This window comes from Paenalcaligenes sp. GW821-LYS-B07-1 (assembly GCF_058803365.1).
In genome coordinates this window covers 2732180-2758965 of the sequence record NZ_CM179516.1, presented here as the reverse complement: position 1 = coordinate 2758965, position 26786 = coordinate 2732180, and the positions used below count along the sequence as shown (strand labels likewise).

Annotated in this window: 26 protein-coding genes and 5 tRNA genes; 13 read left to right on the top strand and 18 right to left on the bottom strand. The window is 49.3% G+C overall.

Going from position 1 to position 26786, the window contains the following annotated elements:
• Window positions 1-50 precede the first annotated feature (50 nt).
• On the bottom strand, window positions 51-650 hold the full coding sequence (locus AC3QL0_RS13335) for a nitroreductase family protein (RefSeq protein ID WP_493008917.1): 600 nt from the start codon (window positions 648-650) through the stop codon (window positions 51-53).
• A gap of 52 nt (window positions 651-702) precedes the next feature.
• Window positions 703-1416 carry a pirin family protein gene (locus AC3QL0_RS13330; RefSeq protein WP_493008916.1) on the bottom strand — a complete coding sequence of 238 codons (714 nt, stop codon included), beginning with the start codon at window positions 1414-1416 and terminating at the stop codon, window positions 703-705.
• 153 nt (window positions 1417-1569) lie between these two features.
• Between AC3QL0_RS13330 and AC3QL0_RS13325 the strand changes: the two genes are divergently transcribed.
• From AC3QL0_RS13325 to AC3QL0_RS13315, 3 genes are all read left to right on the top strand, one after another.
• Window positions 1570-2490: a LysR family transcriptional regulator gene (locus AC3QL0_RS13325; RefSeq protein WP_493008915.1), complete on the top strand. Its 921-nt coding sequence runs from the start codon at window positions 1570-1572 to the stop codon at window positions 2488-2490.
• A gap of 18 nt (window positions 2491-2508) precedes the next feature.
• Window positions 2509-3318 (top strand): helix-turn-helix transcriptional regulator, encoded by an 810-nt coding sequence (locus AC3QL0_RS13320; protein WP_493008914.1) that lies wholly within the window; start codon window positions 2509-2511, stop codon window positions 3316-3318.
• 79 nt (window positions 3319-3397) lie between these two features.
• The gene (locus AC3QL0_RS13315; RefSeq protein ID WP_493008913.1) at window positions 3398-4009 is read left to right on the top strand and encodes a LysE family translocator; all 612 of its coding nucleotides are present in this window, start codon (window positions 3398-3400) and stop codon (window positions 4007-4009) included.
• A 102-nt stretch (window positions 4010-4111) separates the two neighbouring features.
• Here AC3QL0_RS13315 and AC3QL0_RS13310 read toward each other — a convergent pair.
• Together AC3QL0_RS13310 and AC3QL0_RS13305 are read right to left on the bottom strand one after the other, a co-directional pair.
• A tRNA-Asp gene (locus tag AC3QL0_RS13310) sits at window positions 4112-4188 on the bottom strand.
• A gap of 37 nt (window positions 4189-4225) precedes the next feature.
• Window positions 4226-4301 (bottom strand) — tRNA-Glu (locus tag AC3QL0_RS13305).
• Between the two features lie 285 nt (window positions 4302-4586).
• Here AC3QL0_RS13305 and AC3QL0_RS13300 point away from each other — a divergent pair.
• A complete protein-coding gene (locus AC3QL0_RS13300; protein ID WP_493008912.1) occupies window positions 4587-5180 on the top strand; it encodes a pseudouridine synthase in 594 nt (197 codons plus the stop codon).
• A gap of 213 nt (window positions 5181-5393) precedes the next feature.
• Here AC3QL0_RS13300 and AC3QL0_RS13295 read toward each other — a convergent pair.
• From AC3QL0_RS13295 to AC3QL0_RS13285, 3 genes are all read right to left on the bottom strand, one after another.
• A tRNA-Asp gene (locus AC3QL0_RS13295) sits at window positions 5394-5470 on the bottom strand.
• A gap of 37 nt (window positions 5471-5507) precedes the next feature.
• Window positions 5508-5583, bottom strand: a tRNA-Glu gene (locus AC3QL0_RS13290).
• 28 nt (window positions 5584-5611) lie between these two features.
• Window positions 5612-5687, bottom strand: a tRNA-Ala gene (locus AC3QL0_RS13285).
• 343 nt (window positions 5688-6030) lie between these two features.
• On the opposite strand from AC3QL0_RS13285, the gene AC3QL0_RS13280 reads away from it, so the two are divergent.
• Complete coding sequence (locus tag AC3QL0_RS13280; RefSeq protein ID WP_493008911.1) at window positions 6031-8160, top strand: putative bifunctional diguanylate cyclase/phosphodiesterase; 2130 nt, start codon at window positions 6031-6033, stop codon at window positions 8158-8160.
• On the opposite strand, the gene lnt is transcribed toward AC3QL0_RS13280, so the two are convergent.
• From lnt to queA, 10 genes are all read right to left on the bottom strand, one after another.
• A complete protein-coding gene (gene lnt / locus AC3QL0_RS13275; protein ID WP_493008910.1) occupies window positions 8083-9795 on the bottom strand; it encodes an apolipoprotein N-acyltransferase in 1713 nt (570 codons plus the stop codon). The two genes, AC3QL0_RS13280 and lnt, sit on opposite strands and share 78 nt — an antisense overlap.
• Window positions 9792-10667 (bottom strand): CorC family transporter, encoded by an 876-nt coding sequence (locus tag AC3QL0_RS13270; RefSeq protein ID WP_493008909.1) that lies wholly within the window; start codon window positions 10665-10667, stop codon window positions 9792-9794. The genes lnt and AC3QL0_RS13270 overlap by 4 nt, the downstream gene beginning before the upstream one ends.
• Before the next feature lie 59 nt (window positions 10668-10726).
• Window positions 10727-11218 (bottom strand): rRNA maturation RNase YbeY, encoded by a 492-nt coding sequence (gene ybeY / locus AC3QL0_RS13265; protein WP_493008908.1) that lies wholly within the window; start codon window positions 11216-11218, stop codon window positions 10727-10729.
• Window positions 11208-12248 carry a PhoH family protein gene (locus tag AC3QL0_RS13260; protein ID WP_493008907.1) on the bottom strand — a complete coding sequence of 347 codons (1041 nt, stop codon included), beginning with the start codon at window positions 12246-12248 and terminating at the stop codon, window positions 11208-11210. The genes ybeY and AC3QL0_RS13260 overlap by 11 nt, the downstream gene beginning before the upstream one ends.
• Entirely contained in the window at window positions 12245-13639 is a 1395-nt protein-coding gene (miaB, locus tag AC3QL0_RS13255; RefSeq protein WP_493008906.1) for a tRNA (N6-isopentenyl adenosine(37)-C2)-methylthiotransferase MiaB, read from the bottom strand. Before miaB ends, AC3QL0_RS13260 begins: the two co-directional genes overlap by 4 nt.
• Before the next feature lie 158 nt (window positions 13640-13797).
• Entirely contained in the window at window positions 13798-14760 is a 963-nt protein-coding gene (secF, locus tag AC3QL0_RS13250; RefSeq protein WP_493008905.1) for a protein translocase subunit SecF, read from the bottom strand.
• A gap of 12 nt (window positions 14761-14772) precedes the next feature.
• A complete protein-coding gene (gene secD / locus AC3QL0_RS13245; protein WP_493008904.1) occupies window positions 14773-16647 on the bottom strand; it encodes a protein translocase subunit SecD in 1875 nt (624 codons plus the stop codon).
• A 59-nt stretch (window positions 16648-16706) separates the two neighbouring features.
• Window positions 16707-17051, bottom strand: a complete 345-nt coding sequence (gene yajC, locus AC3QL0_RS13240; protein WP_493008903.1) for a preprotein translocase subunit YajC — start codon at window positions 17049-17051, stop codon at window positions 16707-16709.
• A gap of 92 nt (window positions 17052-17143) precedes the next feature.
• Complete coding sequence (gene tgt / locus AC3QL0_RS13235) at window positions 17144-18280, bottom strand: tRNA guanosine(34) transglycosylase Tgt (protein WP_493008902.1); 1137 nt, start codon at window positions 18278-18280, stop codon at window positions 17144-17146.
• Entirely contained in the window at window positions 18277-19344 is a 1068-nt protein-coding gene (gene queA, locus AC3QL0_RS13230) for a tRNA preQ1(34) S-adenosylmethionine ribosyltransferase-isomerase QueA (RefSeq protein WP_493008901.1), read from the bottom strand. The genes tgt and queA overlap by 4 nt, the downstream gene beginning before the upstream one ends.
• Before the next feature lie 134 nt (window positions 19345-19478).
• Here queA and dacB point away from each other — a divergent pair, with 134 nt between their 5' ends.
• The 5 genes from dacB (at window position 19479) to AC3QL0_RS13205 (ending at window position 22965) form a co-directional block, all read left to right on the top strand.
• Complete coding sequence (gene dacB, locus AC3QL0_RS13225) at window positions 19479-20915, top strand: D-alanyl-D-alanine carboxypeptidase/D-alanyl-D-alanine endopeptidase (protein ID WP_493008900.1); 1437 nt, start codon at window positions 19479-19481, stop codon at window positions 20913-20915.
• An 88-nt stretch (window positions 20916-21003) separates the two neighbouring features.
• Window positions 21004-21639 carry a uracil phosphoribosyltransferase gene (gene upp, locus AC3QL0_RS13220; RefSeq protein WP_493008899.1) on the top strand — a complete coding sequence of 212 codons (636 nt, stop codon included), beginning with the start codon at window positions 21004-21006 and terminating at the stop codon, window positions 21637-21639.
• Window positions 21640-21796: 157 nt separating this feature from the next.
• Window positions 21797-22114, top strand: coding sequence for an ElaB/YgaM/YqjD family protein (locus AC3QL0_RS13215; RefSeq protein WP_135861684.1), 318 nt, complete (start codon window positions 21797-21799; stop codon window positions 22112-22114).
• 64 nt (window positions 22115-22178) lie between these two features.
• Window positions 22179-22586, top strand: a complete 408-nt coding sequence (locus AC3QL0_RS13210) for a phage holin family protein (RefSeq protein ID WP_493008898.1) — start codon at window positions 22179-22181, stop codon at window positions 22584-22586.
• Window positions 22579-22965, top strand: coding sequence for a hypothetical protein (locus tag AC3QL0_RS13205; RefSeq protein WP_493008897.1), 387 nt, complete (start codon window positions 22579-22581; stop codon window positions 22963-22965). Before AC3QL0_RS13210 ends, AC3QL0_RS13205 begins: the two co-directional genes overlap by 8 nt.
• A 72-nt stretch (window positions 22966-23037) precedes the next feature.
• Here AC3QL0_RS13205 and AC3QL0_RS13200 read toward each other — a convergent pair whose 3' ends face one another.
• The gene (locus AC3QL0_RS13200) at window positions 23038-23985 is read right to left on the bottom strand and encodes a LysR substrate-binding domain-containing protein (RefSeq protein WP_493008896.1); all 948 of its coding nucleotides are present in this window, start codon (window positions 23983-23985) and stop codon (window positions 23038-23040) included.
• Window positions 23986-24115: 130 nt separating this feature from the next.
• Here AC3QL0_RS13200 and AC3QL0_RS13195 point away from each other — a divergent pair, with 130 nt between their 5' ends.
• From AC3QL0_RS13195 to AC3QL0_RS13185, 3 genes are read left to right on the top strand one after another with little or no spacing between them, the layout of a single operon-like run.
• The gene (locus tag AC3QL0_RS13195; RefSeq protein WP_493008895.1) at window positions 24116-24871 is read left to right on the top strand and encodes an SDR family NAD(P)-dependent oxidoreductase; all 756 of its coding nucleotides are present in this window, start codon (window positions 24116-24118) and stop codon (window positions 24869-24871) included.
• 10 nt (window positions 24872-24881) lie between these two features.
• A complete protein-coding gene (locus AC3QL0_RS13190) occupies window positions 24882-25724 on the top strand; it encodes a transketolase (RefSeq protein ID WP_493008894.1) in 843 nt (280 codons plus the stop codon).
• A 1-nt stretch (window position 25725) separates the two neighbouring features.
• Window positions 25726-26724: a transketolase family protein gene (locus tag AC3QL0_RS13185; RefSeq protein ID WP_493008893.1), complete on the top strand. Its 999-nt coding sequence runs from the start codon at window positions 25726-25728 to the stop codon at window positions 26722-26724.
• Window positions 26725-26786: the final 62 nt, after the last annotated feature.

Genomic DNA, 26786 nt, shown 5'->3' with positions numbered 1-26786 from the left:
CTTCGTTGTGAAGGGCTGTATAGGTTTATGCGGCAAACACTCAAGGGTGATTAAGCAAATACGTGGAAGCGCTCTGCATCATCCATAAAGGTTTTGTCGCCAATCTCTTGTTCGTGAGAACCAAATGGCATTTGTGCACGCAGTTTCCACGATGCAGGCAAGTTCCACTCTTTAGCAGCAGCCTCGTCTGGCAGTGGGTTGTAGTGCTGCAAGCTTGCACCAATATTGGCCTCTGCCAATGCTGTCCACACAGCCAATTGAGCCATACCGCTAGCTTGCTCAGACCAGATAGGGAAGTTGTCAGCATATGCTGCAAATTTCTCTTGCAAGCCACGTACTGTGTCTTGGTCTTCATAGAACAACACAGTACCTGCACCGGCGGCGAAGCTGTTGATTTTGGCTTCGGTAGGAGCAAAAGACTCGGCTGGAACAATACGGCGCAATTCTGCCTTCACGATTTCCCAGAATTTCTCACTTTCTTTGCCAAACAAGATCACAGCGCGGGAGCTTTGTGAGTTGAAAGAGGAGGGTGATAGACGGATAGCGTCTTGAATCAGGGTGCTCACTTCAGCTTGTGGCATAGGTAGTGTTTTGCCCAAAGCGTATTGTGTGCGACGGTTTTTTAGTGCAGCAAGGTAAGTGTTGCTCATGGTGATATTCCTGTTTGAGTGTTTGGTCAAAAATAGCGGGTAATAATAGCGGTTAATTCACAGCAGGTGTATCTACAAATACCAACTCAGCATCTTCTATGGCTGTGATACGTAGCGTAGATTCTTGGTGAATGGCGGCCCCATCTCTGGCGTTCAGAATCAGCTTGTCATTCACTGTCACCTGACCGCTGGCAGGTACTAAGTAGCCATACCGTTCTGGTGACGCAAAATCATAGTCAATGCTTTCACCGGCTTTGAGGGTGGCGCCTAATACGCGAGCATTGGTGCGTATAGGAAGGGCATCACCATCTTCGGCGAAGCCGCTGGCTAGTACGACAAACCGGTTGGCACGATCATCTTTGGGAAAGGGTCTAGAGCCCCACGACGGCGCTACACCGCGTTGGGTGGGTAGAATCCAGATCTGGAAGATGCGCGTGGTGTCAGGCTCCAAATTGTACTCAGAGTGCACAATGCCGGTACCTGCGCTCATGACTTGTACATCACCCGCTTTGGTGCGACCTTGGTTACCCAAGTTGTCTTGGTGCGTGATAGCACCTTCACGTACATAGGTAATGATTTCCATGTCTGCGTGAGGGTGTGGCGGAAAGCCTGTGCCCGATTCGATGGTATCATCGTTCCAGACACGTAGAGCGCCCCAGTGCATACGTTTAGGGTCGTAATATTCAGCAAAGGAAAAGTGATGTTTAGCATCTAGCCAGCCGTGGTGTGCGCCACCTAAGCTAGTAAAAGGACGATGTTCAATCATGGCTGCTCCTTGTCAGAACAATCTTTATCATGTGTCTAGTGTACGAGTCCAAAACCCCGCTGAGAATCCAAAATCAGGAATAGCATCCTTTCCATTTTTGATGTGATCTCTAGATTAAGTGGGCAGATGCATGAACTTTTTGCTGTGAACTACATGAGAAAACTACCAGATCTTGAGGCGTGGGCTATCTTTGCTACCGTGGCTTCCACGGGATCATTTGCGCGTGCAGCAGAAGAGTTATCGTTATCTCCCGCTACGATATCCAAAGCGATCACTCGATTAGAACGGCGCATGAAAACCATGCTGTTTCATCGTACCTCTCGCAGTATGTCGCTGACAGAAAGCGGGCATGTGGCGTTAGAGCGTGCGACACGTATTTTGGAAGAGGGTGAAGCAGTAGAGGCTGAAATCACTGAGCAGTCACAAAGTCTGCGCGGCATGATACGTGTGTCTGCGCCCATGTCTTTTGGTCTGTCTAGTTTGGCGCCGTTATTGCCTGCATTTTTAAAAGCCAACCCTGAAGTGGAGCTAGATATACAGTTCAATGATGAGCATGTGGATCTAGTAGCTGAGGGTTTTGATGTGGCTGTTCGTATTTCAAACTTGGTGGATTCCAGTTTGTTGGCGCGCAATATCTGCAAAGTACGTATTTTGTTGGTGGGGGCGCCTGCCTATTTAAAAGAGTACGGCGAGCCCAAGCACCCTATGGAACTGGCGCATCACAAGGCCTTGCTCTACACCTATTCCAAAGCGGGTATGAGCTGGCGTTTCAAGCACCCAATAAAAGGAGAGTTCGTACAGCACTTACCGCCGGTATCGTTGCGTGCCAATAATTCTGATGGATTGCAGCCTGCTTTGTTGGATGGATTGGGGCTGGCATTGTTACCTGACTTCTTGGTCTGGCAGCACTTGCAAAGCGGTGAATTACGCCATGTGATGCAGGACTGGCAGGCCGAGTCCATCCCGTTGTCGTTGGTGACGCCGCCAGGGCGCAAGCGGCCAATGCGGGTGCAAGTGTTCATGGATTACTTGGCCAGTAGTTTGACTCAAGAGCCGTGGGCGCGGGCTGAGTAATAACCAAATCAGGAGGCTATGGTGTCCACGCATGTATTTAGCATAAAGCGTATAGCTGATTTGGGTATTGAGATTGTCGAGGCAGAGAGCAGTCGACTTTTTTCTAAGCATGTGCATGAACATTACGGCATAGGGATGTTGATTGATGGTGCGCAGCGTTCGGCGAGTGGTAGGGGGCAGGTAGAAGCTACAGCAGGTGATTTGATTTCTGTGAATCCGGCTGAGGTGCACGATGGTATGCCTATTGGTGATGTGCGTAGGTGGCACATGCTGTACTTTGATCCGGCGATTATTGCCGCGCAATTTGCAGAGATGACAGCAGACACTGGGTTTACTTGGCATGAATTCGCGTATCCTGTCTTAACGCGGCCACATGCAGCGGATGTATTTAATGCCTTGTATAGTGGTTTAACTAAACAGGTTATGCATCCTACGCATTTGGCTCTGGAGGAACGTTTGCTCTTGTTGCTGGAGTTATTTGTAGATAGGCCTATCCTTGCTTCACCGCTATTGGGTAGTGCTGCTTCTAAAGCACAAAGAATGATTGATGATAATCCTCAAGCTGAGTTGTCTTTGGCGCAGTTGGCGGGTGAGGCAGGCTTAAGTCGTTTCCAATTAGTGCGTGCATTTTCTCGGCTGACAGGTTTAACGCCACATGCTTATGTGGTGCAGAAACGAGTGAATTTGGCCAAGCGTTTGATTAGCAAAGGTGTTGCGTTGGCCGAGGCCTCGTACGCCAGTGGCTTTTCAGATCAAAGCCATATGACACGGCATTTTGTACGCAGCTTTGGGTTCTCTCCAGGTTTATATGCACAGCACTGTTCGTAGCGCTGCTGCAATTTTGTCCAAGATGCGCGTAGCACATACTGAGATAGTTAGGCCTTCATTGTTATGGGGGCTTTTTTTTATGAGTATGGAATTTGTGCTGACTTCGTTAATGATTATTGTGTCGCCAGGGATTGGCGTGATCTATACGATTGCGGCGGGGTTATCGGGTGGTTTACGTGCCAGTATGGTGGCGGCCATAGGTTGTACGTTAGGGATTGTTCCGCATGTGTTGGTGGCAATAAGCGGGTTGGCTGTGGTGCTGCATACTAGTGCAATGGCATTTCAGCTGCTTAAGTATATGGGAGTGGTGTATTTGATCTTCATGGCCATCTTTATACTGCGGGCTCAGGGCGCATTGCGTTTTGAGGATGCTCCAATAGAGAGATCAACCAAAGGTGTGATTCTTTCTGCTGTCTTGATCAATCTGCTGAATCCAAAGTTATCTATTTTCTTTTTTGCTTTCTTGCCGCAGTTTGTGCGTGCTGATGCAGCAATGCCGATAAACCAAATGTTATGGCTAAGTACCGTGTTTATGCTGATGTCGTTGTTGGTTTTTATGCTGTACGGGGTATGCGCAGTGAGTGTGAAGCGTTATGTCATCGCCAATGTTCGCGTGCAATTATGGATGCGGCGTTTCTTTGGTGCTGCTTTCTTGGGGCTTTCGGTGCAGTTAGCGTTGACGCAGCGATAAAGGGTAGGTTTGCGGATGTGTGAGGATCACCGTGTGGCGATCAAGGGAATGCGCTAGAAAAGAAAAAAGCCTTTGATTTCTCAAAGGCTTTTTCTGAATTCTTGGCGGAGCGGACGGGACTCGAACCCGCGACCCCCGGCGTGACAGGCCGGTATTCTAACCAACTGAACTACCGCTCCAGCAGTAGTATGTTTGAAGTTTTGCCAAAATAAGCTTTGGCGTCCCCACGGGGATTCGAACCCCGGTACCTACCGTGAAAGGGTAGTGTCCTAGGCCTCTAGACGATGGGGACTTAGGACTTCAACCAGCTAAGAAAAAGAGTATAGCAACCATATCTTTTTCATGTCAACACTTTTATGAGATATTGGTAACTGTTTTTATAAAAATCTGTCACGGTAGTGATGTTGTGGGTGTGTGTGGCTCTTGATTGTCACTTCTGTGTTGGTTGGTGCTTGGTTTTGGTTTAGTGCGGTGCGCATAAAAAGTAGTGATGGCAGCTTTGCTGGGTGGGATGAGATAATCTGTTGCCCATCACTGGGTTGATGGTCGAGATAGTGCAGAGTGAAGGAAGTAGATAATGCGAAACAGATATGGCAATAAACGCGAAAAAACTGTGCAGCCAGCGGCTAAGCGCAGTAGGTTAATTGTGTTGAATAAGCCGTATGGTGTATTGACGCAATTCAGTGATGATCAAGGTAGGGAAACATTAGCGGATTATGTGCCAGTAAAAGAGGTGTATCCGGCAGGGCGTCTTGATAGGGATAGCGAAGGATTGTTGTTGCTGACGAATGACGGGCGTTTGCAGGCGCGCATTGCTGAACCTCGCCATAAAATGTCTAAAACCTATTGGGCGCAAGTAGAGGGGGCGGTAACTGAACAGCAGTTACAACAGCTGCGGCAGGGTGTGTTGCTTAAGGATGGTATGACCCAGCCTGCTGAGGCGGAATTGCTGAATGATCCCGAGCTTTGGTTGCGTAATCCACCTATACGATATAGGGCTAGTATTCCAACAAGTTGGATTAGTCTAACGATTAGCGAAGGTAAAAACAGGCAAGTGCGACGTATGACGGCTGCGGTGGGGTTGCCAACTTTACGTTTGGTGCGTGTACGTATTGGTGAATGGCAGTTGGACGGTTTATTGCCTGGTGAGTGGCGCGAAATTGTGCTGTAGTGGGTATCGCTTGAAAATGTAGTAATGCACGCAAACTGGTTGATGACTTACTGCATTTTTGTGGGTAAGTGATTGTAGACTTGGTGAGTGGGTTTGTTTGGGTGGGGTAAAAGAAGCGCCGAGCAACAGAGAGGGTGCGCATGCTGTGGTGATTTCTACAAGCTGTAGAAAACAAAAAAGCCTTTGATTTCTCAAAGGCTTTTTTTAAATTCTTGGCGGAGCGGACGGGACTCGAACCCGCGACCCCCGGCGTGACAGGCCGGTATTCTAACCAACTGAACTACCGCTCCAGCAGTAGTATGTTTAACTCTTTTCCAAAGCAAGCTTTGGCGTCCCCACGGGGATTCGAACCCCGGTACCTACCGTGAAAGGGTAGTGTCCTAGGCCTCTAGACGATGGGGACGTAGGACTTAAACTGCTTCTTCGTTTTTTGGTGGAGGTAAGCGGGATCGAACCGCTGACCTCTTGCATGCCATGCAAGCGCTCTCCCAGCTGAGCTATACCCCCTAAGATGTTTGCATTTCACTGCTGCATCAACGAAGAAATGAAATTATGCATGAGTTTTAGGGTTTGTGCAAGCTTTTTGATAAAAAGGCCTAAAACCACTCTAGGAAATTTTGTTTGTAGTTTTTTGACACACTTTTTAGGGTTAAGAAATCAAATCTGACAAAAATAGTTAAGAAACCACCAGAGAGGCCGTTATCAGGTGGAGTTCATTCTTTTGACTCGCTCTAGGCTGCTGTATCTTCTGTACTCTGCTTTTAGATGAGCTCTGTAGGTTATTCAGGGTTGCGTGGTTGGCAACGCTGATTCACGCGCATCTTTCTACTCCGCGATTTTTGCATCACGAATGAAAAAACTTGATTCTTGCTCTGATGATTTCTCCACCACAACGTTAGTAGAGTTAGCGGAGGTATTGCGACAACATTCGTCGGCCCAGAGCGGCTTAGAACATATGATGTCTACATTGCTGAGTACGGCATTGCTTGGTGTGGCCGTGGTGCAGCGTGATAGTTTTCTGTTTGCTAACTCAGTACTACAACAAATGTTGGATAGCTCAGAAGGCACACTCAAGCAAACACTGAACTACTCCTCCTTGAGGTTACAACCTTATGCGTTGCCTGCGTGTGCAGGAAAAACAGAAAAGGCAGCACATTCAATAGAAGATGTGCATTACGAGTGCAGATGGCAAACACCTAAGGGTAAGTTGCTCGATGTAGAGGTGTACTCGGTTGTAGTTCCCTGGGGTGAAGATCAGGCGTCTATTGTGCTGGTGAACGATATTAGTGTTCGCAAACAGTGCGAAGCTTCTGCCAGATTGGCAGGGCTAGTGTACGAAAGTACCTCTGAAGCTATTGTGGTGACCGATGAAGACGGTATGGTTGTGGATGCAAATCCGGCATTCAGTGCCATTACTGGCTATGCCATTGATGAGGTGCTGGGGCAGCGCTTGAATATTTTGGCGTCTGGTAAACAAAGTCCCCAGTTCTACCAAAAAATGTGGGCAGAACTGGCTGAGTCAGGCCAGTGGCAAGGGGATATTTGGAACCGCCGTAAAAATGGCGAAGAATATGCCGAGCGTTTACACATTAGTACCAGCTGGAATCCCGACGGTACGGTGTATAGACGCATAGGTGTTTTTTCTGACATTACGAGTCATAAAAAGCGCGAAGCCTTGGTGTGGCGTCAGGCTAACTATGATCACTTGACCAACTTGCCTAATCGGCAGCGTTTCCAAGGTCGTTTGCATGAGGCTATGCAAAAATCCATTCAGGAAGCTAGCCCTTTTGCGCTGATCTTCCTCGATCTGGATATGTTCAAAGATGTGAATGACACGTTGGGACATAACGTAGGCGACGAGCTACTTAAAGAAGTGGGTAGACGCTTACAGACTTGCGTGCGAGATACCGATGCTGTGGCACGATTAGGTGGCGACGAGTTTACTGTGATTGTTGCTGGTGTGGAAGATTTGTCGGTAGTAGAGCGAATTTGCCAGCAGATACTGGGTACTTTGGCGAAACCGTACAAGCTGGGCGAAGAAGTAGCGATGATTTCTGCAAGTTTGGGCGTCACGATGTATCCGGCTGATGCTAACGATGCGGGTGAACTGCTCAAAAATGCTGACATGGCTATGTACGCCGCCAAAGAGTGTGGACGCAATCAATATTGTTTCTTCTTACCGGCCATGCGTGAAGCGGTGCAAGCACGTGTGCAGTTTTCACGTGATTTGCATATTGCGTTGGCTGAAAACCAGTTTAGACTGTACTACCAACCCATTATTGATGTGCAAACTGGCAAGGTATGCAAGGCAGAAGCCTTGATACGCTGGTTGCATCCAGAGTTAGGTTTAGTGCCTCCATCAGAGTTTATCCCGTTTGCTGAAGACTCTGGTTTGATCGTAGAAATAGGGAACTGGGTGTTCAATGCCGCAGTAGAGCAAGCTGTGGCATGGCGATCTTTTGGTAAAGATTTTCAGATCAGTGTGAACGTTTCACCAGCACAGTTCTATGCGAATGGTGTGAATCCTAAAGATTGGCTGCAACGTATAGAGGCAGCTGGTTTAGATATGTCGTCTATAGTGATAGAGATCACTGAGCGCTTGCTGTTAGATACCAATGCCAACGTCACCAAAATTTTGCGTGTGTTCCGAGATGCTGGCATTGCTATTGCCTTGGATGACTTCGGTACGGGTTTCTCGTCACTCACGTATTTGAAACGTTACCCCATCAACTTCATCAAAATTGATCAGTCTTTTGTGCGTAATATTGAGCCTGGTTCTGAAGACCAGGCTTTATGTGATGCCATGATTGTGATGGCGCATAAGTTGGGTATGGAAGTGATCGCTGAGGGGGTGAGTGCCGAGGTGCAACTAAGCTTGTTGCAAGATGCGGGCTGTGATTATCTACAAGGCTTTTTGTTCTGCCCACCGGTGCCTGCTGAGCAGTTTCAGCAGTGGATGCAAAACTGGCGTTATCAGTAACGCCAGTTTATTACAGAGATTAGTCTTCGGTGGAGCGGCGGCGCAGATGCGTCCAGCTCCTGCAAGCACACACACTAAGAGTGAGAACGCAATAATAGGCGTGTTACCCCAGCGTACATACGGGGTAAGCCCACTCATGCCTTGGATTTCTACATCTAAGATGGCGCGTTGATTTGGTGTCACTATGGCGATAATCGCGCCAGTATGATCTACGGCTGCTGTGGCACCCGTGTTGGTTGCGCGAAGCATAGGGCGAGCGGTTTCCATCGCTCTGACTCTGGACATTTGCAGATGCTGGCGCAATGCCCATGAGTCGCCAAACCAGGCCAAATTGCTACTGTTGATCAATAGGTTGGCCCCGTTGTCGTGTTCAGCAGGTTGTACTGCACGGATAATCTCTTCGCCAAACACGTCTTCGTAACAGATGTTGGGTGCTATCAGCAGGTTGTTCAGTGAAAAGTTACGTTGACGTGTATCGCCGCGAGCAAATTCACCTAAAGGAATTTGCATCATATCTATGAACCAACGGAAACCTTGGGGTACGAACTCACCAAAAGGCACCAAGTGGTACTTGTTGTACTGCATGGTTTGACGCTGCAGTATTTCTGCCGCCGTGGTGTCTGGCTCAATCGTAATCAAACTATTGGTGTAGTAAGACGGATTGTTGGGGTCGGACATAGGCACACCCAGAATCAGCGTCGCGTTTTGTCGTTTAGCAATATCAATCCAGACCTGCCACTCTTGCTCGGGGATTAAATACTGCATCATCGGCACAACGGTTTCAGGCAGCACAATGATTTGTGGTTCAGCACCGGGCTCTTTGGGTGGAAGTGCACTCATGTGTTGGTAAGTGCGAATGCCATCCAGTAGGTATTGCGGGTCGAATTTTTGAGACTGTGGCACATTGCCTTGAACCAGTCTGACTAATAGGGGCGAGCCTTCCGCTTTTGCCCACTCTATTTGTTGCCAATATAGGCTTGCAGCCCCAATGAATATGCTCACCAACAATGCAACAGCAGGTGATTTCCTCTGCATTTGCGATGGTGTTAAGAGGCTGAGCGCGGCGGCACAAAAAGCGGCGCTCCAGCTAATCGCATAGCTACCCAAAATGGCAGCCCAACCAGCAAAGAAACCATCTACGTGAGCGTAGGCGATGTTAAGCCATGGAAAACCCGTTAGCAGACTACCGCGCAACCATTCAAAGAGAGTCCATACCGACGCTGTGACAGTGGCTAGCAGCAGTGCTTGTAGCCAAGGACGTCCACGGCGTGGTTGCAGTAGGCGTATCAGCCAGATAGCAGCAACGATAAAGAAGGCTAGGGCGGCCGCCAATAAAACTACAGCAAGCACGGCAAGTGCAGGGTGTAAATTGCCGAAGTCGTGCATGCTGATGTAGAGCCAATACAGGCCTGTCGCAAAATTACCTACACCAAATAGCCATGCCTGTAGCAACGCTTGTCGCGTACTGTTGGCATTGATACTGCAGGCAAATAAAACGGCCAGTGTAATGAGCTGGACGAAAGGCAGTGCTTGCAGAGGTAGTGGGTCAGGTGCAAAACTGGTGGCGTGTACGACACCAGCGAGCAACACTAAAAAGTAATTGGATTGCCGGGACTTAATGGAACTGGCGTTCATGACGTAGGAGTAGAGGAGTCGTCCGTGTTAGGGAGGTCGCGTTGTACGTGTAGCCATAGTGCCCGTTTAGGGTCGGCACGCAAGACGGTAAAGCGTAAGCCTTGGCTTGTTAGGGTTTCACCACGACGGGGAATATGTCCTAACTCGGCGCCCAGCCAACCCCCTACAGTATCAAACTCGTCGTCGGTAAGGTGTGTGCCGAATGCATCGTTGAAATCTTCGATTTCGGTAATCGCCATCACTCGCCAGCCGTTATGGCCAGTTTGGAAGATGGTTTGTTCGGCTTCATCATCGTATTCGTCTTCGATGTCACCTACGATTTGCTCTAACACGTCTTCCATAGTGATCAGGCCGGCAGTGCTGCCGTGCTCGTCAATGACGATGGCAATATGGTTGCGGCTGACACGGAACTCGTGCAGCAAAACGTTTAAGCGTTTGGTCTCAGGGATAAAGACGGCTGGTCTGACCAAAGGTCGCAAATCAATGCCTGGGTTGGCAATAGAGAGCAAGAGATCTTTGGCTAACAAGATACCAATAATGTTGTCCCTGTCATTTTCATACACCGGGAAACGGGAACGACCTGTTTCGATGATGATGGGCAGCAGTTCTGCCAGAGGGGTGGAGATATCCAGTAGATCGATTTTTGCGCGGGGAACCATGATGTCTGCCACAGTTTTGCTGGCAACATCTAGTGCGCCGTAGATCATGGCAGCGGCTTCGCTGTCTATGATGCCTCGTTGTTGGGCACTTTGAAGTATCGCTTTGATGTCTTCGCGATCTTCAGGTTCAGGGCGGCGTTTAAATAACCCGCCTAAACGGGATAGACGCTTCTTCTTTCGGGGCTCAGGGTCTGATGAATGTGAGTCTGACATTGTCCAGTGGACGCGTAATTAAAACACTGAGCATAACCGAAACAGCGGGCAAGTAATAGTTATTTTGCCAGATAGGGGTTAGGGATTTTCAGTAATTGAAGAATTTCTATTTCCAAACTTTCCATATCTTCCGCGTCTTCAGCGTCAATATGATCGTAACCCAGAGCGTGCAATACACCGTGCACGGTTAAGTGTGCGGCGTGTTGTAAAAGTGTTTTCTTTTGTTCTACAGCTTCGCGTTTCAGCACATCATCACAGATGATGATGTCAGCAGTAATGCGCTGGTTTTCGTCTACGCCATACTCAAAAGTCAGCACGTTGGTCGCGTAGGCTTTGTCACGATATTGACCATTCAGTTCGGTCATTTCTTCTGGACCCACCATACGCAGCGCAAATTGAGCACAGGTAAAAGGAGGTTCTTCACCGGCTTCGTGGTAGACGGCTACGGCGTTATCCAGTGCTTTTTGTACCCAGTTGCGCAAGCGCCAGCGAGGTAAAATATCTTGGCAGTCACTGGCGTATTGGATGCTGAGGTGTAGTTCAGTTTTCATCGTTCTGATGGCTTTCGTAGGCATCAATAATTCGAGCAACCAGCGGGTGACGTACAACGTCCTTGCTGGTAAGTTGGGTAATGGCAATGCCGGGTACAGATTGCAGTACACGCACCGAGTGCTCTAGACCGCTGCGTTGTCCGCGTGGCAAGTCTACTTGTGTAGGGTCGCCTGTGATGACGGCTTTGCTGCCAAAGCCAATGCGCGTCAGGAACATCTTCATTTGCTCGGATGTGGTGTTTTGTGCCTCATCCAAGATCACAAAGCTGTGATTCAGTGTGCGACCGCGCATGTAGGCCAGTGGTGCGACTTCAATCATTTGTTTTTCAAACAAACGTTGTACTTTGTCGTAGCCCATCAAGTCGTACAGCGCATCATAGAGCGGACGTAGATAAGGATCAATTTTCTGGTTTAAGTCACCAGGCAAGAAACCCAAGCGTTCACCTGCCTCTACAGCAGGACGAGTCAGCACAATGCGCTGTACCGCTTCGCGCTCCAGCGCATCAATGGCACAGGCTACTGCTAGAAAAGTTTTGCCTGTACCTGCAGGGCCAATACCAAAACTGATGTCGTGGCTAAGAATCTGGCTGAGGTAATCGCGTTGGCGTGGTGTGCGTGGACGCAGGTCACGGCGACGGGTACGCAGATTAAGTTCGTCGTCATCTAAGGCAGGCGCAGGTGTACTGGCATTAACCAGGGGCAGGCTGTTGCGATGCTTGCCTTTGCCACTGGTTGATTGCGTACGTTGATCACGGCTTTTCAGCTCAACCAACCCTAGCTGAATATCATCAATGCTCAGTGCTTTGTGTACGGCTCTGTTGTGAAACCAATCAACGGCTTCCGTGGCGAGTCGTACATCGTTACCTTGCAAAGTGATGTGATTGCCACGGCGTTTGAGGGTAACGTCAAAGGCGTGGGCAATCTGCTTCAGGTTTTCATCCAGCGGGCCACAAAAGTTGGCCAGATGGGTGTTGTCCCCATCTAGGTGGATGGTATGCGTAGGGGTGGATGAGGTGTCGTGTTGGCTCATGCAGTAGTAGTTTCCGAGGTTACCATTTCACCACGCAGCGTGTTGCTCATTGCTTGTGTGATGCGTACGGTCACCATTTGACCAATAAGACGGGCATTTGCCGGGAAGTTCACAATACGGTTGTTCTCGGTACGACCCATCAATTCGTTTTCGTCACGGCGGGACAAGCGCTCTACCAACACACGCTGTTCAGTGCCAACCATGGCTTCACCAATAGCCGTAGCCTGATCGTTAATCAGGGCTTGCAGACGGTGTAAACGCTCGAATTTTTCTTCTTTGCTGGTGCTGTCTTCCAAGTCTGCAGCCGGTGTGCCGGGTCTGCGGGAATACACAAACGAGAAAGAAGTGTCAAAGCCTACATCTTGAATCAGTTGCAGTGTTTTTTGGAAATCGTCTTCGCTTTCACCTGGAAAACCCACGATAAAGTCAGACGACAAGGTGATACCTGGACGAGCAGCACGTAAACGGCGCACAATGGACTTGAATTCCAATGATGTGTAGCCGCGCTTCATTGCTGCGAGCACGCGATCGCTACCAGCTTGTACAGGTAAGTGCAGAAACGGTACCAGCTTAGGTAGTTTGCCATGTGCTTCGATCAAGCGGGTAGTCATTTCTTTGGGGTGGGACGTGGTGTAGCGAATACGCTCAATGCCAGGAATGTCGTGTACGTATTCCAGCAGCATAGCGAAGTCAGCAATTTCGGTGCTGTCTTGCATAGGGCCACGGTACGCGTTCACGTTTTGGCCTAGCAAGGTGACTTCTTTTACGCCTTGGTCTGCCAAGTCAGCGACTTCGATCAATACGTCTTCGAAGGGGCGAGATACTTCAGCACCGCGCGTGTAAGGCACCACACAGAAGCTACAGTATTTGCTGCAGCCTTCCATGATGGATACAAAAGCGGTAGGGCCTTCAATGCGTGCAGGTGGCAGGTGATCGAATTTCTCGATTTCAGGGAAACTCGTGTCTACCTGAGAACGACCACTATGACGGCGTTGCTTGATCAGTTCAGGCAAGCGGTGCAGGGTTTGCGGGCCAAATACCACGTCTACAAAGGGAGCGCGCTCAACAATGGCTTGGCCTTCTTGGCTAGCCACACAGCCACCCACCCCAATCACGAGATTGGGGTTTTGCTGTTTGAGGTGACGCACTCTACCTAAGTCAGAAAAGACTTTTTCCTGCGCTTTTTCACGCACAGAACAGGTGTTGAAGAGAATGATGTCCGCTTCATCAGGGTTGGATGTTAATTCCACAGGGCCTTGCTGATTCAGTACGTCGGCCATTTTTTCCGAATCGTACTCATTCATTTGGCAGCCAAAGGTGCGAATAAACAGTTTGCGGGTAGGGAGCTGCTCGTCTTGAGTAGCGGGAGAGCTAGAGATAGTGTCTTGCATGATAGGTGCCGTAGCGGGTGTAGACCCCGGGGGCAAAAAAATGAAAGGATATAGTATAACGCGACAGGCAGGGCGACTGTGACGCTGGTGTTACAGGTGTGGTGTATGTGCGGAAAATAGGTATAAAAAAGCCAGAGTAAGAACTCTGGCTTTTTTGTTTACCCTAGCACTTCTGCTTCGGAGTCTTCGTCTTTTTTGACGGGTTTGATCAAGTCTTCTCGGGTGATGCCTAGCCACATGGAAATTGCAGCCGCCACAAACACGGAGGAGTAAATACCAAACCAGATACCGATGGTTAGCGCCAGTGAGAAGTAATGCAGTGTTGGGCCACCAAAGAACAACATGGACAACACCATCATCTGGGTGGAACCGTGAGTGATCACAGTACGCGAGATGATTTGTGTGATGGAGGTGTCGATCACATCAGAGGTAGACATACGACGCTGTTTACGGAAGTTCTCACGGATACGGTCCATTACCACCACAGACTCGTTCACGGAGTAACCCAATACTGCCAGCACCCCTGCCAATACGGCCAATGAGAACTCCCATTGGAAGAAGGCGAAGAAGCCCAGAATGATTACCACGTCGTGCAAGTTGGCTAGCGCACATGAGACGGCAAGCTTCCATTCAAAGCGGAAGGCCAAGTACACCATGATACCTACCACCACGAAGAGCAGGGCCATCAAGCCGTTATGCACTAGTTCTTGACCCACTTGTGGGCCTACAAACTCAACGCGGCGCAATTCGACTTTGTTGTTGCTAGAGGCATCTGCTGCTTGCAGTGCGCTCAGTACTGCACGGCTTTGTTCAGTACTGGCGTTCGTGTTGCCATCGCCATGAGTCGGAAGGCGAATCATCACATCGCGTGGAGTCCCAAAGTTTTGCACTTGGTAATCACGGTAGCCCAGACCGCCAATGGTTTGGCGTACATCGTCTAGCGGTACAGCTTCTTCGTAGTTGACTTCAATGACGGTACCGCCAGTGAACTCAATAGACAGGTTGAAGCCTCGAGTAACAATGAAAAATACCGCTGCAACAAAGAAAATGGCACTAATTAAGTTCAGCACCAACGCGTGGCGCATGAAAGGGATAGTGCGGGAAATTCTAAAAAATTCCATGTTATTCCCAGCTTACTGTTTGTTATCAGGTTTCCAGACCTGGCCAATAGCCAGACTCTGTAGGCGACGACGTTTGCCATACCACAGGTTTACCAAGGCACGTACACCCACGACGGAAGAGAACATTGAGCTTAGAACGCCCAGAATGTGCACTACCGCAAAACCTCGTACGGGGCCGGAGCCGAAAGCCAGCAACGCAATACCAACGATCAAGCTGGTCAAGTTAGAGTCAAAAATGGTGGCCCAAGCGCGGTCAAAACCTAAGTTGATCGCTTGCTGCGGGCTTGCGCCGTTTCGTAACTCTTCACGTATACGTTCGTTAATCAGCACGTTGGCGTCAATGGCCATACCCAGTGTCAACGCAATCGCGGCGATACCCGGCAAGGTCAGTGTGGCTTGCAGCATGGATAGCATAGCCAGCAACAGCAACACGTTGAAGGTCAGGCCCAGCGTAGAGAACACACCAAACAACTGGTAGTAAATGATGATGAAGATCGCAATGGCGATAAAACCGTACAGGGTGGAATCAAAACCTTGTTTGATGTTTTCCGCACCCAAGCTTGGGCCAATGGTACGTTCTTCAATAATCTTCATCGGAGCCGCCAACGAACCAGCGCGCAGCAGCAGGGCGATATCGGTGGCTTCTTGAGCATTCATGCTGCCGGAAATCTGTACTTGGCCGTTAGGAATTTCCGAACGGATTACAGGGGCAGTAACAACCTCGCCTTTACCTTTTTCAAACAGCACGATAGCCATGCGTTTGTTGATGTTGTTGCGAGTAACATCACGGAAAATGCGGGAACCTTTGTTATCCAGTGTCAGGTTAACAGTAGGTTGTTGAGTTTGTTGGTCACGACCAGGTTGGGCGTCTTGCAGGTTTTCACCTGTCAGCACCACTTGGCGGCGCAGCAGCAAAGGACGGCCGTCGCGGTCGGTATAACGCTCTAAACCAAACGGCACAGTACCGGCCATTAGGGCGGCAGTAGCGGTTGGGGAGTCATCCACCAAGCGAATTTCTAAGGTGGCTGTACGACCCAGAATTTCTTTGGCTTTGGCTACGTCTTGTACACCCGGTAACTGCACTACGATACGATCAGAACCTTGTTGCTGAATTACGGGTTCAGATACGCCCAGCTCGTTAATACGATTGCGCAACGTAGTGATGTTCTGACGCAGGGCGTTTGTTTGTGCTTGAATCAGTGCTGTCTCAGACAGCGTACCTACTAATTCGATGCTGCCGTCTTGGCCGCCATTGACGAATTGCAGGTCAGGAATTTGGCGACGCAATGCTGTCATGGCATTGGAACGTGCTTCGGTCGAACCTAGGTTTACGACCAACGACAAGTTCTGACGCTCTACGCCTTTTTGCGGAATGTCAGCTTCACGTAATACAGTACGAACTTCGGAGGCCAAGGATTCGTAGCGACCTGTTAGAGCGCCTTGCATGTCTACTTCCAGCAGGAAGTGCACGCCACCACGCAAATCCAGACCCAAGTGCATAGGTTGTGCGCCAATGGCAGTCAACCAGCTGGGGGATGCGGGCATCAAGTTCAGGGCAACGGTGTATTCAGGGTCGGCTGCATCAGGTACCAGTTCACGTTCAATAATGTCTTTGGCGCGGAACTGGGTGTCGGTTGAGTCAAACCGTACACGAATAGTGCCAGAGGTACCGTGCTGCTCGAAATAGGACCCCGTGGATACAAGGTTGTGGCGTTGCAAAATACTTTCAACGCGCGACAAGGTATTTAAATCCACTTTGACCGTGGACTTGGCGGAGGCTACCTGCACTGCTGGCGATTCGCCATAGAAGTTAGGCAGTGTGTAGATCACGCCTATGATCAGTGCGACCAGTACAGTGAGATACTTCCAGATAGGATAACGGTTCATGGGTACTTCGGCAGAAACGGTACACAAAGCCCGAACGGATGTTCGGGCTGGAGAGGGAGTTACAAGCTTTTGATAGTGCCTTTAGGCAGAACAGAACCAACAGCTTGACGTTGCAGTAGGATTTCCACAGGCTTTTCGGCCAAGGAAGCAACTTCAACAGTAACGTAGTTGTCTTGCACTTTTGTGATTTTGCCCAGCAAACCACCAGTAGTAATCACTTCGTCGCCTTTGCTCAGGTTGGCTACCAGATTACGGTGCTCTTTCTGACGTTTCATTTGAGGACGGATCATCAAGAAGTACAAGATGACGAACATCAAAATGATAGGCAGCATGCCTACCAAAGCGTTTTCGCCACCGGCTGCGGCTTGGGCGGGGATAACTGTCAGAATGTCAGCAATAGACATAGAGGCTCCTGTGTGATCGGAATTGTTCTTAAAAAATTAAGCTTTATGTAAGCAAAGCGTTATTGTAGCGACATCTTCTTCGTCTGTAAGACTTATTCTATACCGCGAGAACGGTCGCGTGCGAAAGCCGCTTTCCACTCTTCAAAACGCTCAGCTTCGATAGCATCGCGCATTTCCTGCATGATTTGCAAATAAAAATGCAAGTTATGGTAAGTGTTCAACCGAGCACCCGCAATTTCGTTAGAACGCTGCAAGTGGTGCAAATACGCGCGAGAGAAGTTTTGGCAGGTATGGCAATGGCAGCTAGGATCTAGCGGTCTAGTGTCATCGCGGTAACGCGCATTACGGATTTTTACGTCACCAAAGCGTGTGAACAACCAACCATTACGTGCATTACGGGTAGGCATAACGCAGTCAAACATATCCACACCTTGGCTCACGCCTTCTACCAAGTCTTCTGGTGTGCCTACGCCCATTAGGTAGCGGGGGGCTTGCTCAGGCAAGCGGGGTGTGGTGTGCTGCAGAATTCGGAACATGTCTTCTTTGGGCTCACCTACCGACAAACCGCCTATAGCGTAGCCCTCAAAGCCAATGTCAGTCAGGCCAGCTAAGGATTCTTCGCGAAGGTCTTCGTACATGCCACCCTGAACAATACCGAATAAAGCATTGGGGTTTTCTAACGCGTTGAACTCATCACGAGAACGCTTAGCCCAGCGTAGTGACATACGCATGGATTTCGCGGCCTCTTCGTGAGTGGCTGGGCGTTCATCTATAAGATAAGGCGTGCACTCATCAAACACCATGACAATATCGGAATTCAACGCATGTTGAATGCGCATGGATTCTTCAGGTGTTAAAAACATTTGGTCGCCATTAATAGGCGATGCAAATTTCACGCCTTCTTCGGTGATCTTGCGCATACCTTTAAGGCTAAATACCTGAAAACCGCCCGAATCGGTAAGGATAGGGCCGTTCCATTGCATAAAGCCGTGCAAGCCACCGTGCTGTTTAATGACTTCAGTGCCAGGGCGCAGCCACAAGTGGAAAGTATTGCCCAGAATAATCTGCGATTTAATTTCGGTCAGCTCATGTGGCAGCATACCTTTGACGCTGCCATACGTGCCCACAGGCATAAAAATAGGAGTTTGAACCACGCCGTGGTTCAACGTGATTTGGCCTCGACGGGCTTTGCCATCACGCTTAAGTAGCTTGAAATCTAATCCACTCATGATTGTTGGGCGGCCTCAATAAACATGGCATCGCCATAACTGAAGAAACGGTAATGTTGCTTTATAGCATGGCTATATGCCTGCTGAATAAAGGGGAGTTTGGACAGCGCCGAAACCAGCATGAGCAAAGTAGACTGTGGCAAGTGGAAGTTAGTGACCAATCCATCTACCCACGTGAAAGTGTAGCCCGGCGTAATAAATAAACGGGTATCGCCTTCAATGCTGCCATCGGCATTTTGGTGGCCATTACATTCTTGGTAACGCACGGCTGACTCCAGAGCACGCACGCTGGTGGTGCCCACGGCAATAATGCGTCCACCTTGTTCACGGGTGTGCTGTAGTTTTTCTAAGGTTTCGGCTGGTACGAAGAAGCGCTCGGCGTGCATTTGGTGTTCGCTAAGTTGTTCGCTGCGCACAGGTTGGAAGGTACCAGCACCTACATGCAGGGTAACAAAGGCCTGATCTACACCCAGTTCTCGCAAACTGTTCAGCAGATTCTCATCAAAGTGCAAACCAGCCGTAGGAGCGGCTACTGCGCCTGGGGCTTCAGCGTAAACAGTTTGATAGCGTTGATCGTCTTCGGCGGTAGGTACTTGCTGAATATAAGGAGGCAGAGGCGTAGCACCGAATTGTTCCAGTGCATCCAAGACAGGTTGTTCAAACGATAGTTCAAACAACGCATCTTGACGGCCTGTGACAGTGACTTCCAGTTGGCCGTCAGCCAGTACCAAGCGGGTGCCTGGTTTGGGCGATTTGCTAGCACGTATGTGTGCAAGCGCTTGGTGTGCAGAGGTAATACGTTCTACCAGCACTTCTACCTTACCGCCGCTTTGCTTCTCGCCCAGTAATCTGGCTTTGATGACTTTGGTGTTGTTGAACACCAGTAGATCGCCTGGACGCAAAAGTTGGCTGATCTGGCTGAATTGCATATCGGTGAGCTGGCCAGCTGCGTTCAGATGCAGCAAACGGCTGCCTGTACGCGTGGCAGCTGGAGTTTGGGCAATCAGCTCAGGTGGCAGATCGTAGTCAAACTGGGAGAGTTCCAAAGAGGGATCAACGGGCATAACAGAAACTTTGGCCGTGCAAGGTGGAAAACCCGCCATTTTAACGCTGTTGCAGAAAAAACGTTTGGTTTTGCACTCTTACAAGAGAAATTTCGTTATGCTGATGCTTTGATTTTCTGCCGCCAGAGCATGTTATGAAATCCCTATATCGTCTGTGTCAAAGCCTGTTATGTTGCGTAGCATTATTCCTGCCTCTGACCGCTGTACAAGCGCGTATAGAGGGATTGCCAGACGATCTGGAACGTATCTGGAAAAGCACAGGGTTGCCCGAGAGCGCTTTGTCGCTAGTGGTGCAGGATGTGGACGGCAATGTACTTATTAGCCATAACCCAACTGTGCCACGTAACCCAGCTTCTGTCATGAAAATGGTCAGTACTTGGGCGGCGCTGTCTACCTTGGGACCAGAGCATACATGGCGTACCAGCTTGATGGCGCAGCAAGGTGGTGTGATAGATGCCCAAGGTTCCTTGCAAGGGCCGCTGTATATTAAAGCTGGAGGCGATCCTTTTCTGACTATTCCTGAGCTTTGGAATTTGCTGCGCGAATTACGCATGCGTGGTGTTAAAAACCTTAGCGATGTGGTGATAGATAGATCCATCTTTGGCACTATCTCTACTGATCCTTATGCTTTTGATGGCGCAGGCGACAGGCCCTATAACGCTAGCCCTGATGCGATGGTAGTGGGTTTGGGGGCTTCTCGCATTGTGTTGCAACCCGATGCTGATACCAAACAGTGGCTGGCATTTGTTGACCCTCCTCTACCTGGCGTACGTGTGGAAGGCAATGTGGAATGGGCCAATGGTAGCTGCCCAGGCTCACCAGCGATTAATACCCGAGTAGGGCAAACCGCTGGTAATGTTGTGATTTCCCTGAGTGGTAGAGCAGCCGGCTCGTGTGGCGAGTTTAGTGTTTACAGACTGTCTCACTCTCAGCCAGAGTTTTTTGAGGCAGTGTTCCGCATGCTGTGGAAAGAGCTGGGTGGTACGTTGTCGCGTGATGTGAAAGCCGGCAGCATTCCTGGCAACGCCAAGGTAGTGGTATGGCATGACTCCCGCCCGCTGCTAGAACAAATTCGGATGATCAACAAGCAAAGTAATAACCTGATGGCCACCATGCTGTTGCTGTCCGCTGGTGAAAATTTGCAAGGTCGTGGGGCGACCACAGCTTCCGCTGAGCGTGCGGTAGAGCAAGTACTGAATCGCCAAGGGGTGAACACACAAGGTTGGCGCATTGATAACGGTTCAGGTTTGTCTCGTGAGGCTCGATTGACGGCTCAAGGTTTGGCGCAAATGCTGCAACAAGCATGGCGCTCTAATTACATGCCTGAGTTTATTTCTTCCCTAGCGATTGCAGGGGTGGATGGTACGGTAGGGCGTCGTTTCAGAGACAGTGATGCAGCGGGGCGTGCTCACCTGAAAACGGGTACGTTGCGTGATGCACGAGCGTTGGCTGGTTATGTGGTGGATAGCCAAGGTAAGCGCTACGTGATGGTGAGTTTGGTGAACGATCCACGCTCTGATGTAGTGCGTCCTTTTGATGATGCGCTAGTGAAATGGCTGGCAGGTCGTTAGTCTCTCGCAGTTTGGTTTAAAATAGAGAGCTGGTGCGGTGTCAGACTGGCACCGTGTCAGGATTCTAACGATAAGGAATATAGTTTCCATGCCCATACATGAAATACGCCACCCTTTGATTCGCCACAAACTGGGCTTGATGCGCCGTGCGGATCTCAGCACTAAAAACTTCCGTGAGATGTCTCAGGAAATTGCGGCGTTGCTGACTTACGAGGCGTGTAAAGATTTACCGCTGGAAACTACAGCAATCGAAGGCTGGTGTGGCCAGGTTGATGTGGAAAAGCTGGCAGGCAAGAAGGTGACGGTTGTACCTATTTTGCGTGCGGGCATAGGGATGCTAGATGGCGTGTTAAGCCTGATCCCTGGCGCTAAAGTATCCGTAATTGGTATTGCGCGTAATGAAGAAACCTTGCAAGCACAAACCTACCTTGAACGTTTGGTGGGTGAGTTAGATCAGCGTTTGGCGCTGATTATTGACCCTATGCTGGCTACAGGTGGTTCGATGGTCGCAACCATCGATATGCTGAAAAAAGCCGGTTGCAAGAACATTCGTGCGTTGGTGTTGGTAGCGGCCCCTGAGGGGGTTAAGGCTGTCGAAGACGCCCACCCTGACGTGCATGTATATACTGCTTCTATTGATCAGCGCTTGGATGAGCATGGTTACATCGTGCCAGGCCTAGGCGACGCTGGTGATAGAATTTTTGGTACCCGCCAGAAAATTTAAGAAAGTTTGAGCTGAATCTAATTTTTACAAATCTTGTAACGAGGGCCTTCGGGCTAGTTGTAAAAATCAGGTAAGCTTGATGTAGACGTAGTGCAGCAGGCGCTATGGAAGTAGGGCCTGCAAACTGTTCAACTTTTTGCTTTTCAAGGAGCGAACTATGGTGACTAGAAAACGTGTACAAGCAGTGGAAGAAAACTTCATCGACGATGTGAAAAGCAGCTTGGACGAAGCAGAGAAATTGCTGCGTGAAGCCGCTTCTGCCTCCGGTGATAAAGCAACGGAATTGCGTGAAAGCGCATTGCGTGCGCTGCGTAACACACGTGAAGTCTTGCATGATACGCAGGAAGCCGTTGTGGAGCGTGGTCGTCAAGCAGTGAAGGCAACGGATCACTACGTGCATGACAATCCTTGGCAAGCCATTGGTGTGGCTGCAGTAGTAGGTTTGCTATTTGGTATGTTGGTAAGCCGTCGCTAATTACCTCCGGTTGTTCACTACGGCTGCCTGAACTCAGGCGGCCGTTTTATTGCAAAGAGGTCACATGACATTACGACAATCTGTGGGTGACATAGGTTGCACCGTTCTGGCGATCTTCCGCACCCGTTTGGAATTGGCGGCGGTAGAAGCCGGTCAGCAAAAAGCAAGATTGGCACGCGTCGTAGTGATGCTATTTGGGGCTTTGCTATTTAGCACCTTGGCATTGCTGGTATTTACGCTGTTTATTGCACTTTTGTTTTGGCCTACGGAATACCGTTATTGGGCTATAGCCAGCTTGTTTGTGGTGTATGCCGTCTTAGGGCTGAGCTTTGGTTTGATGGTAATGCGTCGTTTAAACTCGGGGTCGTACCCGTTTGAGGCGACCGTGGAAGAAATCAAAAAAGACATACAAGTGATTGAGAACTTACGCCAATCATCACGTGATGAGGCAAGGGAGGGCGATCATGAGTAGTCGACGCAATAAAGAACTAGACGCTGAAATTCGCATTGAGTTGCTGCGTGCTCGTGCCGCTATAGAACGTGATGACTTACGCAAGCAAGTAGAAACTTTTAGCGGGAAGATTCAACCCGCAAATCTGCTTAGCTCTGCACTAGGAGCTGGTCGCAATAGTTTGTTGGGTGGTTGGGCGAGCTTGTTGTTCTCAGCATCCACGCGTTATCCCTTGCTGTTGTCGTTGTTATCTTCGCTGGTGGGGGGCGTTGGGGGTAAAAAGCTGAAAACAGGGGCAGTTGCGCTGATAGGTTGGCGTTTGTTCCGTGTGTTTACCTCACGTTCGGCTAAGAAGCGTAAGAACGATGATGAGCGTAGCGATCGTGTTATAGGACCCTGAGCAGTATTGCTCAGGGTTTTTTTCTGCATCTGTTTTGGTAATAACTGCAGGCGTTACCACAGCAGTAATCAGTTATAGGTATTGGGTCAGTTCAATACCATTTCCTCCTTTTGCTTTATCCAACTGCTGGAAAGATGAGGCAAGTTGGTCTGAAAGCCATTTTCTGAAGGCTACCATTTTGGGCAAGTTAGCTTTGGCTTCTAAATACAATAAACGATGAAATACAGTGCTGGCTTTGTAAGTCCCTAGGGGCAGTAGTAATTTGCCACTATCCACTTCACGTTCTACCAATAATCGACTTTCCAAGGCTATTCCTAATCCATCTACCGCAGCACTGATGGACATAAAGGAACGATCAAACCTAGGGCCACGTTTCAAATCTATTGACACGTGTGGGTGAGCATCTTGCCAGTTACGCCAGTGGATGAGATTGACCTCTGAGTGTATGAGTGTGTGCTGTCTGAGATCGTCCGCACATTGAATCCTCTGTGGGCTGTCTTGTATAGAGGGGGCGCACAACACGGCCAAGGGCTCTTTGGGAAATGGGGTGACAACCACACCGGACTGTGGAAACACGGTTCCATAGCGGATAGCGAAATCCGCCTCTTCCGCCAGTAGATTAACGGTAGTAGTGGACGCGTTCACTCTGGTGTCTATGTCAGGATACTGCGCGCTAAATCGTGACAGACGCGGCATTAACCACTGTGATGCCAAGCTAGGTACACAGTGAATCGTCAAAATATCAGACTTACCACCCCGCTCGACATGACGGGTGGCCGCTTCTATGGATCCTAATGCTTGAGAAATGGTTTCTGCGTATCGTCGTCCGGCATCGGTGAGGACAACACCACGGTGCACGCGATGAAAGAGCGCGATTTGTAATCGCTCTTCCAATAGACGGATTTGGTGACTCACAGCAGAAGGGGTGAGGTGCAGTTCTATAGCAGCTTCAGCAAATGAACCTAGGCGTGATGCCGATTCAAACGCTTGAATGGATTTTAGAGGAGGGATTTGGCGCATATCACGTGAATTAGATTCATCTAAAAGGCTGTTTTATTCGCTTGAGCTAACTATAGCGTGTTTCTAGAATAAATAATCAAACATAACGAACACCTCTACGGTGTATGAAAAACAAATTCTGGAGACAAGCATGGAAGGCTTACTTAGCGGTAAGGTCGCCCTGATTACAGGCGCTGCATCACTGAACGGTATAGGCCGTAAAACAGCTCAGCTATTTGCCAGTCAAGGAGCAATGGTAGTGATTGCTGATTTAGATGAAGCAGCCTCAATTGAAGCAGCAGCGGCACTAGGAAAAGAGCATTTGGGCGTTGCAGCGAATGTGACGACAGTAGAGGATTGCCAGAATGCAGTTGCACAGACTCTTGCTCGTTATGGGCGTTTGGATGTGTTGGTGAATAACGCTGGCATTACTCAGCCCGTCAAATTATTAGACATAACGGGCAGCGATTATGAGCGTATTACGGATGTGTCGTTGCGTGGCACGTTGTATATGAGTCAGGCGGCTGTGCCTGCTATGAAAGAGCAGGGAGCTGGTTCGATTATTTGCATGTCTTCTGTATCAGCTCAGCGCGGTGGTGGGATTTTTGGAGGGCCTCATTATTCGGCAGCCAAAGCAGGCGTATTGGGATTAGCCAAAGCGATGGCCAGAGAACTGGGCCCTGATGGCATACGTGTTAATAGCATCACACCAGGTTTAATTCAAACAGATATTACGGCAGGAAAGCTCACCGATGCGATGCGAGCCGAGATATTGAAAGGTATTCCTCTGCAGCGTTTGGGAAATGCCATTGATGTGGCAAACGCTTGCGCTTTCTTAGCGAGCGACCTGTCGTCTTACTTGACCGGCGTAACGCTAGACGTTAACGGCGGCATGCTTATCCACTGATGGAGACATTATGAAAACAGAGCTTTTGAAGCAATTGGCTGAACGCGCCTATAGAATTCGGCGCTACGCCTTGCAGATGGGAGAAGTGCAAGGGCAGGGATATATAGGGCAGGCATTAGGGTGGTCGGACGTTTTGGCTACAGCATATTGCCACTCAATGACGATAAACGTAGCAGACCCTGAGTGTGAAAGTCGCGATAGGTTTTTACTGTCGCATGGTCACTATGCCATCGCTTTATATGCAGCCTTGATTGAAGCGGGTGTAATTCCCGAGAGCATGTTGGAAACTTACGGGTCAGATGATAGCCGTTTACCTATGTCAGGTATGGCTACCTATACACCTGGGATGGAGATTTCAGGGGGATCGTTGGGGCAAGGGTTAGCGATTGCAGTAGGAATGGCACTGGCGTTACGCCATAAGGGGGGCGAGCAGTTTGTATATAACTCTATGTCTGATGGTGAGCTAGATGAAGGGGCGACATGGGAAGCGGCACTATCAGCAGCACATCATGGTCTATCCAATTTAATTTGTTTGATTGATGTGAATAATCAGCAAGCAGATGGCAATTCTCATGGCGTGCTGGGGTTTGAACCGCTAGTCCAAAAGTGGGAATCTTTTGGATGGCATGTGCAGCGAGTGAACGGTAATGACTTGGCGGCGGTAGTAGATGCATTTGATAACGCACGAGCGTTACAGGCTGAACAACCTAGAGTCATTATTTTTGACACGTTAATGGGCAAAGGTGTGCCTTTTCTTGAGGAGCGAGAAAAGAATCACTTCATTCGTGTGGATGCCGAAGAGTGGGAAAAAGCCATCGCTATTCTTGATCAATCACAGCCAGTAGGGGCCTAGTATGAACACATCAGTAGCAAATAAACCGCGTTTAAAAACGTCGGCGATGATCGCTTCTATTGCGGGTGAAGGCCAAGCAGTAGAGTCAGCACCGTTTGGTCATGCATTAGTGGAACTGGCAAAAAACCGACCTGATTTGGTTGGATTAACAGCGGATTTGGCCAAATACACAGACCTGCATATTTTTGCTCAAGCGTATCCACAGCGGTTTTTTCAGATGGGGATGGCAGAGCAACTATTGATGGGTGCTGCTGGCGGCATGGCAAAAGAGGGCTTGTTACCGTTTGCCACGACCTATGCCGTGTTTGGAACAAGGCGTGCTTATGACTTTATTCATCAGATCATTGCAGAAGAAAATCTGAATGTAAAAATCTGCTGCGCTTTGCCAGGCCTAACAACAGGCTATGGGCCTAGCCATCAAGCCACGGACGACTTGGCATTGATGCGTGCTATTCCAGGCATGACTATTGTTGATCCTTGTGACGCGTTGGATATTAAGCAAGCCGTTCCTGCTATTGCTGAGCACCAAGGTCCTGTGTACATGCGTTTATTGCGCGGCAATGTACCTTTGGTGTTGGATGAGTATGACTATAGCTTTGAGCTAGGTAAGGCCAAGACCTTACGAGACGGTAGTGATGTACTCATTATTTCCAGTGGAATTTTGACAATGAGAGCACTGGAAACTGCCAAGGCATTGGCGAATGATGGTGTTAGTGTGTCCGTGTTACACGTTCCTACTATTAAGCCGCTGGATGAGGAAACCATTCTGAAAGAGGCTAAGCGCTCAGGGCGTTTGGTGGTGGTGGCTGAAAACCATTCGGAAGTAGGGGGCTTGGGTGAAGCAATTGCGAGCTTATTAATGCGTGAACGTGTTTTCCCCGAGTTCCGTTTAATAGGCTTGCCGGATGCTTTTTTGGATGCAGGTGCTTTGCCTACATTACACGATCGTTATGGCATATCTATGGAGGTGATGTGCCAACGCATTAAAGCTTGGCTGTAACGTGAGCTGTAAATGCCAAGGAGGAGGGAAAAATGATCACGATTTCTTTACGACAAGGTAGG

Bases quoted from the DNA above. Each gene is read 5' to 3' on its own strand.
- queA (WP_493008901.1), bottom strand. From the start codon at position 19,344: ATGCCCGTTGATCCCTCTTTGGAACTCTCCCAGTTTGACTACGATCTG.
- AC3QL0_RS13335 (WP_493008917.1), bottom strand. From the start codon at position 650: ATGAGCAACACTTACCTTGCTGCACTAAAAAACCGTCGCACACAATAC.
- AC3QL0_RS13215 (WP_135861684.1), top strand. From the start codon at position 21,797: ATGGTGACTAGAAAACGTGTACAAGCAGTGGAAGAAAACTTCATCGAC.
- AC3QL0_RS13205 (WP_493008897.1), top strand. From the start codon at position 22,579: ATGAGTAGTCGACGCAATAAAGAACTAGACGCTGAAATTCGCATTGAG.
- miaB (WP_493008906.1), bottom strand. From the start codon at position 13,639: ATGCAAGACACTATCTCTAGCTCTCCCGCTACTCAAGACGAGCAGCTC.
- upp (WP_493008899.1), top strand. From the start codon at position 21,004: ATGCCCATACATGAAATACGCCACCCTTTGATTCGCCACAAACTGGGC.
- AC3QL0_RS13195 (WP_493008895.1), top strand. From the start codon at position 24,116: ATGGAAGGCTTACTTAGCGGTAAGGTCGCCCTGATTACAGGCGCTGCA.
- AC3QL0_RS13300 (WP_493008912.1), top strand. From the start codon at position 4,587: ATGCGAAACAGATATGGCAATAAACGCGAAAAAACTGTGCAGCCAGCG.
- tgt (WP_493008902.1), bottom strand. From the start codon at position 18,280: ATGAGTGGATTAGATTTCAAGCTACTTAAGCGTGATGGCAAAGCCCGT.
- AC3QL0_RS13325 (WP_493008915.1), top strand. From the start codon at position 1,570: ATGAGAAAACTACCAGATCTTGAGGCGTGGGCTATCTTTGCTACCGTG.
- AC3QL0_RS13260 (WP_493008907.1), bottom strand. From the start codon at position 12,248: ATGAGCCAACACGACACCTCATCCACCCCTACGCATACCATCCACCTA.
- AC3QL0_RS13280 (WP_493008911.1), top strand. From the start codon at position 6,031: ATGAAAAAACTTGATTCTTGCTCTGATGATTTCTCCACCACAACGTTA.
- ybeY (WP_493008908.1), bottom strand. From the start codon at position 11,218: ATGAAAACTGAACTACACCTCAGCATCCAATACGCCAGTGACTGCCAA.
- AC3QL0_RS13320 (WP_493008914.1), top strand. From the start codon at position 2,509: ATGGTGTCCACGCATGTATTTAGCATAAAGCGTATAGCTGATTTGGGT.
- yajC (WP_493008903.1), bottom strand. From the start codon at position 17,051: ATGTCTATTGCTGACATTCTGACAGTTATCCCCGCCCAAGCCGCAGCC.
- AC3QL0_RS13315 (WP_493008913.1), top strand. From the start codon at position 3,398: ATGAGTATGGAATTTGTGCTGACTTCGTTAATGATTATTGTGTCGCCA.
- lnt (WP_493008910.1), bottom strand. From the start codon at position 9,795: ATGAACGCCAGTTCCATTAAGTCCCGGCAATCCAATTACTTTTTAGTG.
- secD (WP_493008904.1), bottom strand. From the start codon at position 16,647: ATGAACCGTTATCCTATCTGGAAGTATCTCACTGTACTGGTCGCACTG.
- AC3QL0_RS13185 (WP_493008893.1), top strand. From the start codon at position 25,726: ATGAACACATCAGTAGCAAATAAACCGCGTTTAAAAACGTCGGCGATG.
- dacB (WP_493008900.1), top strand. From the start codon at position 19,479: ATGAAATCCCTATATCGTCTGTGTCAAAGCCTGTTATGTTGCGTAGCA.
- AC3QL0_RS13190 (WP_493008894.1), top strand. From the start codon at position 24,882: ATGAAAACAGAGCTTTTGAAGCAATTGGCTGAACGCGCCTATAGAATT.
- AC3QL0_RS13270 (WP_493008909.1), bottom strand. From the start codon at position 10,667: ATGTCAGACTCACATTCATCAGACCCTGAGCCCCGAAAGAAGAAGCGT.
- AC3QL0_RS13200 (WP_493008896.1), bottom strand. From the start codon at position 23,985: ATGCGCCAAATCCCTCCTCTAAAATCCATTCAAGCGTTTGAATCGGCA.
- AC3QL0_RS13330 (WP_493008916.1), bottom strand. From the start codon at position 1,416: ATGATTGAACATCGTCCTTTTACTAGCTTAGGTGGCGCACACCACGGC.
- secF (WP_493008905.1), bottom strand. From the start codon at position 14,760: ATGGAATTTTTTAGAATTTCCCGCACTATCCCTTTCATGCGCCACGCG.
- AC3QL0_RS13210 (WP_493008898.1), top strand. From the start codon at position 22,179: ATGACATTACGACAATCTGTGGGTGACATAGGTTGCACCGTTCTGGCG.